Below are 5,488 nucleotides of genomic sequence, written 5' to 3' on the forward strand. Positions count from 1 at the left end.
ATTGGTAGAAATTTCTCGAAGTTTATTTGAGCAAATTTTTTGTCAGTAATTGATGAGCCAAGATTGGTACCCTTTAGGTACTATTGATTTTAAACTGAAGAGTTTGATCATGGCTCAGATTGAACGCTGGCGGCAGGCTTAACACATGCAAGTCGAGCGGGGGAAGGTAGCTTGCTACTGGACCTAGCGGCGGACGGGTGAGTAATGCTTAGGAATCTGCCTATTAGTGGGGGACAACATCTCGAAAGGGATGCTAATACCGCATACGTCCTACGGGAGAAAGCAGGGGACCTTCGGGCCTTGCGCTAATAGATGAGCCTAAGTCGGATTAGCTAGTTGGTGGGGTAAAGGCCTACCAAGGCGACGATCTGTAGCGGGTCTGAGAGGATGATCCGCCACACTGGGACTGAGACACGGCCCAGACTCCTACGGGAGGCAGCAGTGGGGAATATTGGACAATGGGGGGAACCCTGATCCAGCCATGCCGCGTGTGTGAAGAAGGCCTTTTGGTTGTAAAGCACTTTAAGCGAGGAGGAGGCTACTAAGATTAATACTCTTGGATAGTGGACGTTACTCGCAGAATAAGCACCGGCTAACTCTGTGCCAGCAGCCGCGGTAATACAGAGGGTGCGAGCGTTAATCGGATTTACTGGGCGTAAAGCGTGCGTAGGCGGCTTTTTAAGTCGGATGTGAAATCCCCGAGCTTAACTTGGGAATTGCATTCGATACTGGGAAGCTAGAGTATGGGAGAGGATGGTAGAATTCCAGGTGTAGCGGTGAAATGCGTAGAGATCTGGAGGAATACCGATGGCGAAGGCAGCCATCTGGCCTAATACTGACGCTGAGGTACGAAAGCATGGGGAGCAAACAGGATTAGATACCCTGGTAGTCCATGCCGTAAACGATGTCTACTAGCCGTTGGGGCCTTTGAGGCTTTAGTGGCGCAGCTAACGCGATAAGTAGACCGCCTGGGGAGTACGGTCGCAAGACTAAAACTCAAATGAATTGACGGGGGCCCGCACAAGCGGTGGAGCATGTGGTTTAATTCGATGCAACGCGAAGAACCTTACCTGGTCTTGACATAGTAAGAACTTTCCAGAGATGGATTGGTGCCTTCGGGAACTTACATACAGGTGCTGCATGGCTGTCGTCAGCTCGTGTCGTGAGATGTTGGGTTAAGTCCCGCAACGAGCGCAACCCTTTTCCTTATTTGCCAGCGGGTTAAGCCGGGAACTTTAAGGATACTGCCAGTGACAAACTGGAGGAAGGCGGGGACGACGTCAAGTCATCATGGCCCTTACGACCAGGGCTACACACGTGCTACAATGGTCGGTACAAAGGGTTGCTACCTAGCGATAGGATGCTAATCTCAAAAAGCCGATCGTAGTCCGGATTGGAGTCTGCAACTCGACTCCATGAAGTCGGAATCGCTAGTAATCGCGGATCAGAATGCCGCGGTGAATACGTTCCCGGGCCTTGTACACACCGCCCGTCACACCATGGGAGTTTGTTGCACCAGAAGTAGGTAGTCTAACCGCAAGGAGGACGCTTACCACGGTGTGGCCGATGACTGGGGTGAAGTCGTAACAAGGTAGCCGTAGGGGAACCTGCGGCTGGATCACCTCCTTAACGAAAGATTGACGATTGGTAAGAATCCACAACAAGTTGTTCTTCATGACGATGTATCTGAGGGTCTGTAGCTCAGTTGGTTAGAGCACACGCTTGATAAGCGTGGGGTCACAAGTTCAAGTCTTGTCAGACCCACCACTACTGACGAAGCAATTCATACAGGAACAGAAAGATACATTGATCTAAATGATAAGCTGGGGACTTAGCTTAGTTGGTAGAGCGCCTGCTTTGCACGCAGGAGGTCAGGAGTTCGACTCTCCTAGTCTCCACCACGTATTCATTCGAATACGTAGTAAGCAAACGAGTTGATAGCTTATAGAGCTTAGTAATAAAGCTGTGTATACTGCACGCCTTGATTATTAAGCTCTGTGATTTATCACAGTTGACTGCGATCTGACGAAGACGTAGTGAATCATTAACAGCATATATTTGAGTTGAAATAATTTGTTCATACTCATAGAAAGAGCGGAAACGAGATAACGTAAGTTATTGAGTTGAAGTGATTGAAATGAGAACTAGCGAAATTAACTGAATCAAGCGTTTTGGTATATGAATTTGAATTGAAGCTGTACAGTGTTTAGATACACAGTACTTCAAACTGTAATGTTGAACGATCTACTTGTAGGATCGAACGACTGTTTGGGGTTGTATAGTCAAGTAATTAAGTGCATGTGGTGGATGCCTTGGCAGTCAGAGGCGATGAAAGACGTGATAGCCTGCGAAAAGCTCCGGGGAGGCGGCAAATATCCTGTGATCCGGAGATATCTGAATGGGGGAACCCACCTATCATAAGATAGGTATTGCAACATGAATACATAGTGTTGCAAGGCAAACGCGGGGAAGTGAAACATCTCAGTACCCGTAGGAAAAGAAATCAATTGAGATTCCCTCAGTAGCGGCGAGCGAAAGGGGAAAAGCCCATTAAGTTATGTAAGCTTTAGTGGAATGCTCTGGGAAGTGCAACCATAGTAGGTGATAGTCCTGTACACGAAAGGGCTTACATGATGATGTCGAGTAGGGCGGGGCACGTGAAACCTTGTCTGAATATGGGGGGACCATCCTCCAAGGCTAAATACTCCTGACTGACCGATAGTGAACCAGTACCGTGAGGGAAAGGCGAAAAGAACCCCTGTGAGGGGAGTGAAATAGATCCTGAAACCGCATGCATACAAGCAGTGGGAGCCACTTCGTGTGGTGACTGCGTACCTTTTGTATAATGGGTCAGCGACTTACATTCAGTAGCAAGGTTAACCGAATAGGGGAGCCGTAGAGAAATCGAGTCTTAATAGGGCGTTTAGTTGCTGGGTGTAGACCCGAAACCAGGCGATCTATCCATGAGCAGGTTGAAGGTGAGGTAACACTTACTGGAGGACCGAACCCACTGTCGTTGAAAAGCCAGGGGATGACTTGTGGATAGGGGTGAAAGGCTAATCAAGCCTGGTGATAGCTGGTTCTCCCCGAAAGCTATTTAGGTAGCGCCTCGGACGAATACCATTGGGGGTAGAGCACTGTTTCGGCTAGGGGGTCATCCCGACTTACCAAACCGATGCAAACTCCGAATACCAATGAGTACTATCCGGGAGACAGACTGCGGGTGCTAACGTCCGTAGTCAAGAGGAAAACAATCCAGACCGCCAGCTAAGGTCCCTAAATCATAGTTAAGTGGGAAACGATGTGGGAAGGCATAGACAGCTAGGAGGTTGGCTTAGAAGCAGCCACCCTTTAAAGAAAGCGTAATAGCTCACTAGTCGAGTCGGCCTGCGCGGAAGATGTAACGGGGCTAAAACTATGTACCGAAGCTGCGGATTTGCAATTTATTGCAAGTGGTAGGGGAGCGTTCTGTAAGCCGATGAAGGTGGATTGAGAAGTCTGCTGGAGGTATCAGAAGTGCGAATGCTGACGTGAGTAACGATAAAACGGGTGAAAAACCCGTTCGCTGAAAGACCAAGGGTTCCAGTCCAACGTTAATCGGGGCTGGGTGAGTCGACCCCTAAGGCGAGGCCGAGAGGCGTAGTCGATGGGAAATTGGTTAATATTCCAATACTTCTGTGTAATGCGATGAGAGGACGGAGAAGGTTAAGTCAGCCTGGCGTTGGTTGTCCAGGTGGAAGATTGTAGGCATGTATCTTAGGCAAATCCGGGGTACTCTATGCTGAGAATCGATAGCAAGCTAGTTTACTAGCGAAGTGGCTGATACCATACTTCCAGGAAAAGTCTCTAAGCTTCAGTTACACAGGAATCGTACCCGAAACCGACACAGGTGGTCAGGTCGAGTAGACCAAAGCGCTTGAGAGAACTCTGCTGAAGGAACTAGGCAAAATGGTACCGTAACTTCGGGAGAAGGTACGCTGCCGGCGGTGATAGGACTTGCTCCTTGAGCTACTGGCAGCCTCAGAAACCAGGCCGCTGCAACTGTTTATTAAAAACATAGCACTCTGCAAACACGAAAGTGGACGTATAGGGTGTGATGCCTGCCCGGTGCTGGAAGGTTAATTGATGGGGTTAGCGTAAGCGAAGCTCTTGATCGAAGCCCCAGTAAACGGCGGCCGTAACTATAACGGTCCTAAGGTAGCGAAATTCCTTGTCGGGTAAGTTCCGACCTGCACGAATGGCATAATGATGGCGGCGCTGTCTCCAGCAGAGGCTCAGTGAAATCGAATTCGCCGTGAAGATGCGGTGTACCCGCGGCTAGACGGAAAGACCCCGTGAACCTTTACTGCAGCTTGACATTGAACTTTGATCTTACTTGTGTAGGATAGGTGGGAGGCTTTGAAGTAGAAACGCCAGTTTCTATGGAGCCGTCCTTGAAATACCACCCTGGTAATATTGAGGTTCTAACTCTGCTCCATTATCTGGAGCGAGGACCATGTCTGGTGGGTAGTTTGACTGGGGCGGTCTCCTCCTAAAGAGTAACGGAGGAGTACGAAGGTGCGCTCAGCGTGGTCGGAAATCACGCGTAGAGTATAAAGGCAAAAGCGCGCTTAACTGCGAGACCCACAAGTCGAGCAGGTACGAAAGTAGGTCTTAGTGATCCGGTGGTTCTGTATGGAAGGGCCATCGCTCAACGGATAAAAGGTACTCTGGGGATAACAGGCTGATACCGCCCAAGAGTTCATATCGACGGCGGTGTTTGGCACCTCGATGTCGGCTCATCTCATCCTGGGGCTGAAGCAGGTCCCAAGGGTATGGCTGTTCGCCATTTAAAGAGGTACGCGAGCTGGGTTTAGAACGTCGTGAGACAGTTCGGTCCCTATCTACCGTGGGCGTTGGAAATTTGAGAGGATCTGCTCCTAGTACGAGAGGACCAGAGTGGACGAACCTCTGGTGTACCGGTTGTGACGCCAGTCGCATCGCCGGGTAGCTATGTTCGGAAGGGATAACCGCTGAAAGCATCTAAGCGGGAAGCCTACCTCAAGATTAGATTTCCCAAGGACTTTATGTCCTCTAAAGAGCCGTTGAAGACTACAACGTTGATAGGTTGGATGTGGAAGTACGGTGACGTATGAAGCTGACCAATACTAATTACTCGTGAGGCTTGACTATACAACACCCAAACAGTTGGTGTTGTGGTTCAAATCATGACAAATAACTTGATTTAGTTAGATAAAACGCTAAACTGCACAAATTAAAGCAACTCAAATAGCTGTTAATAACTTCTTTGACCAAGCAAAGGCACGCAAACAATATATGCGAATAAGACCCAAGCAAAGTCACAACAGTTGTGCTGGCGACAATAGCAAGAGTGAACCACCTGATCCCTTCCCGAACTCAGAAGTGAAACCTCTTAGCGCTGATGGTAGTGTGGGGTTACCCATGTGAGAGTAAGTCATCGCCAGCTCATTATTCTAAACACCCCCTT

General features: G+C 49.0%; 2 tRNA genes and 3 rRNA genes. All 5 read left to right on the top strand.

The features are described 5' to 3' along the window. Positions 1-91 precede the first annotated feature (91 nt). The 5 genes from AC1M9D_RS13780 (at position 92) to rrf (ending at position 5,467) form a co-directional block, all read left to right on the top strand. Positions 92-1,629 (top strand): 16S ribosomal RNA (locus AC1M9D_RS13780). Between the two features lie 61 nt (positions 1,630-1,690). Further along, positions 1,691-1,767, top strand: a tRNA-Ile gene (locus tag AC1M9D_RS13785). A gap of 58 nt (positions 1,768-1,825) precedes the next feature. Further along, positions 1,826-1,901 (top strand) — tRNA-Ala (locus AC1M9D_RS13790). Between the two features lie 379 nt (positions 1,902-2,280). Next, a 23S ribosomal RNA gene (locus tag AC1M9D_RS13795) occupies positions 2,281-5,172 on the top strand. Between the two features lie 180 nt (positions 5,173-5,352). Next, a 5S ribosomal RNA gene (gene rrf / locus AC1M9D_RS13800) occupies positions 5,353-5,467 on the top strand. Together the 16S, 23S and 5S rRNA genes with 2 tRNA genes alongside form the textbook arrangement of a ribosomal RNA operon. Positions 5,468-5,488: the final 21 nt, after the last annotated feature.

Source organism: Acinetobacter sp. ANC_7682 (genome assembly GCF_056779795.1).